A 2,965-nucleotide genomic window follows, 5' to 3' on the forward strand; every position below is an offset into this window, starting at 1 on the left:
GGGCGCTGCCGAACGGCGGCTCCCCGAAGCCCGCGCCGGAGATCTCGGCGTCCGGTGCGGCGGCGAGGTTCAGGGCCTCCGCCCGGTCGAGGAGCGGCTCGTCGTCGGGACCGGGCCGGGCGCGGCCCGCCGGGGTGCCGCCGGGACCGGCGAAGGCCCGGGCGAGGTCACCGGCGAGACCGGGGTCCCGGTCCCTGTCGCGGCGGGCACCCGGTGCCTGCTCCGCGCGTCCACCGGCCGGGTCCCCGACCGATGCACCCGGACGGTGTCCCGCCCGCGATTCCTGCTCCGACACGCCCGCCTCCGTTCCGTTCGGCAGCTCCGTGGGGAACAACGAGCCACCGTGCCGGGCGATCCGGGCGGGTAGACCGATCGAGCCACCCGACACAGCGAGTGACGGGACCGTTCGGCCCAACGTCGTTGCTCTGCCCGTCACTCACGGGTGGTGACAGGTAGTCGCCGGAGGGTGAAGGGTGTGACGTGCTCGGCGAGCGGTGGCAACCGATCCGACCGTGTGTGTCCGACCGCTCACAGCGCGCCGTGCCGTTCGGCGCAGACCCCGATTGCACACGTTTCGTAACCGGGGTTATGGACGGTCGTCAGTCTGCGGTCACGCCGGCGTCGCCCGCGGCGCGGGCCACCGCCGCGGCGACGGCCGGTGCCACCCGCGGGTCGAACGGGCCGGGCACGATCTTCTGCGGGGACAGCTCGTCGGCGACGACGTCGGCGATGGCGCGGGCCGCCGCGACCTTCATGTCGTCGGTGATGCGGCGGGCGTGCGCGTCCAGTGCGCCGCGGAAGATCCCCGGGAAGGCCAGCACGTTGTTGATCTGGTTCGGGAAGTCGCTGCGACCGGTCGCGACGATCGCGGCGTGCCGGGCCGCGACGTCCGGGTGCACCTCGGGGTCGGGGTTGGACAGCGCGAAGACCATGCACTCCGGGGCCATCGTGGCCAGCAGGTCCTCGGGCAGCGTGGCGCTGGAGAGCCCGACGAACACGTCCGCACCGGCCAGGGCCTCGGCGATCCCGCCGGTGACCCCGCGCGGGTTGGTGACGGCGGCCAGCGCCGCCTTCTCCCCACCGCGGCCGGCGTCGACGACCCCGCGCGAGTCGAGCAGTACGACGTCCGAGGCACCCGCGGTCAGCAGGATGCGTGCGCAGGCGATACCCGCCGCGCCGGCCCCGGAGATCACGATGCGCAGGTCCGACAGCGAGCGGCCCTGCACCCGGCAGGCGCCGTCGAGGGCGGCGAGCAGCACGACGGCGGTGCCGTGCTGGTCGTCGTGCATGACCGGGCAGTCGAGCGCCTCGACCAGGCGGCGCTCCAGCTCGAAGCAGCGCGGCGCGGCGACGTCCTCGAGGTTGACCGCGCCGAAGGTCGGGCGCAGCCGGACCAGGGTCTCCACGATCTCGTCGACGTCGGTGGTGTCGAGGACCAGCGGGATCGAGTCGAGCCCGGCGAAGGACTTGAACAGCGCCGACTTGCCCTCCATCACCGGCAGCGACGCGCGCGGCCCGATGTCGCCGAGGCCGAGCACCGCGGTGCCGTCGCTGACGACGGCGACCAGCCGGTGCGCCCAGGTGTAACGGGCGGCGAGCGAGGCGTCGTCGGCGATGGCGCGGCAGACGTCGGCGACACCGGGGGTGTAGGCGATCGACAGGTCGCGCTCGTCGGCCAGCGGCGCGGTCAGACCGGTCGCGAGCTTGCCGCCCTCGTGCGCGCCGAACACCTCGTGCCGGTCGGGGGCGGAACGGGTGGTCGGGTCCTGGGCGAGCGTCATGGGAAGACTCCACGGGTGGTGCGGTACGAGAGCGGCGCACGGACGCGCCTGCCGTTGCACCGGGCGTCGCGGGTTGACGTCGACCTGCTCGCGGTGCCGGACGGCCATCCCGCGCGCAGCGCCGGGATAGGGGCGCCGAGCCGGGACGAGCTGTCGGATCTGGCGGCGAGTTTAACCGGGTGGACGCCGGGAACCGGTCACCCGGCGCGTCCGGAGTGGCCACCCGCACACCGACGGGTGGACGGATCGCCGCACGCCCGTCCCGGGAGCCGTGGGCCCGGGTCAGCGCAGCGGCGCCGGGGTGAGGTCGGGCAGTGGGAGCGCGGGCAGCGACGGGCCGCCGGGCAGCTCGGTCAGCGGCAGCACACCCGGCGTGAACGGGACCCGGCCGGGGACGACCTCCAGGGCGCCGACCTCGCCGTAGCGCTCGGCGTAGGCCAGTGCCCGGGCGATGTCGGTGACCCCGTTGGTGTTGGTCGGCAGCATCAGGCTCGACAGCAGCCCGAACGCCCGGCCGCGCGCGTCGAGGTAGCCCGAGCCCGAGTCGCCCGGCACCCCCGGCGGCGTGGTGGAGACGACGTGCGTGCGCGGCCCCTCCGGCTGCCCGAGGCTCAGGCCCTGCTTGTACGGCGTCGCCACGAGCTGGTTGGGCTGGAAGCTGTAGACCTTCTCCCCCTGCTCGGTGCCGTCCGTGTCGAGCCCGGTCGGGCCGCCGAAGCCGGGGACCGTCGGGTCGGCGACGGCGACGGCCGCCGGGCTCAGCTGGATCAGCGAGAGGTCGTTGTAGAGGCACAGCTGCGGGTCGGTCTCGCCGCGGTCCTGCATGACCGCCCAGGAGTTGTAGGCGACCCGTCCGGTGTAGTTCTTCCCGTCGCGGCCGCGGATGCCGACCTCGATGCCCTCCGGCATGACCGGCTCACTGCAGCCGTCGACCGAGGACATCGCGTCCTCGCCCGCCATGCAGTGCGCGGCCGCGCCCAGGTAGAGCACCCCGGCCGGGGCGGCCTGGTGCTCGGCCCCGCGGCCGCCGGGCTCGTCGCCGTTCCCGTCCTGCCCGGCGGCCGGGGTGTAGAGGAAGTTGGCGGTGCACAGCTCGGCGCCGCCGGTGACCGGGGTGGCGATCTGCACGCCCGGGCCGATCGCCCCGGCCTGCACCGCCGGGGCGGCCGTCGCGGCGCCCGCGG

Annotated in this window: 3 protein-coding genes; all 3 read right to left on the reverse strand. The window is 75.0% G+C overall.

Annotated elements, in window-relative coordinates:
- Nucleotides 1-295 (reverse strand): hypothetical protein (locus tag GTW08_RS00480; RefSeq protein ID WP_202416204.1); only part of this gene is annotated, 295 nt, incomplete at its 3' end.
- Between the two features lie 304 nt (nt 296-599).
- Nucleotides 600-1,781 carry an NAD(P)-dependent malic enzyme gene (locus GTW08_RS00485; RefSeq protein WP_073578564.1) on the reverse strand — a complete coding sequence of 394 codons (1,182 nt, stop codon included), beginning with the start codon at nt 1,779-1,781 and terminating at the stop codon, nt 600-602.
- Nucleotides 1,782-2,063: 282 nt separating this feature from the next.
- On the reverse strand, nt 2,064-2,965 hold a 902-nt coding region (locus GTW08_RS00490), incomplete at its 5' end, for a hypothetical protein (RefSeq protein WP_161151233.1).

Source organism: Pseudonocardia sp. SID8383 (genome assembly GCF_009864975.1).
In the GTDB taxonomy this organism is placed as follows: Bacteria; Actinomycetota; Actinomycetes; order Mycobacteriales; family Pseudonocardiaceae; genus Pseudonocardia; species Pseudonocardia alni.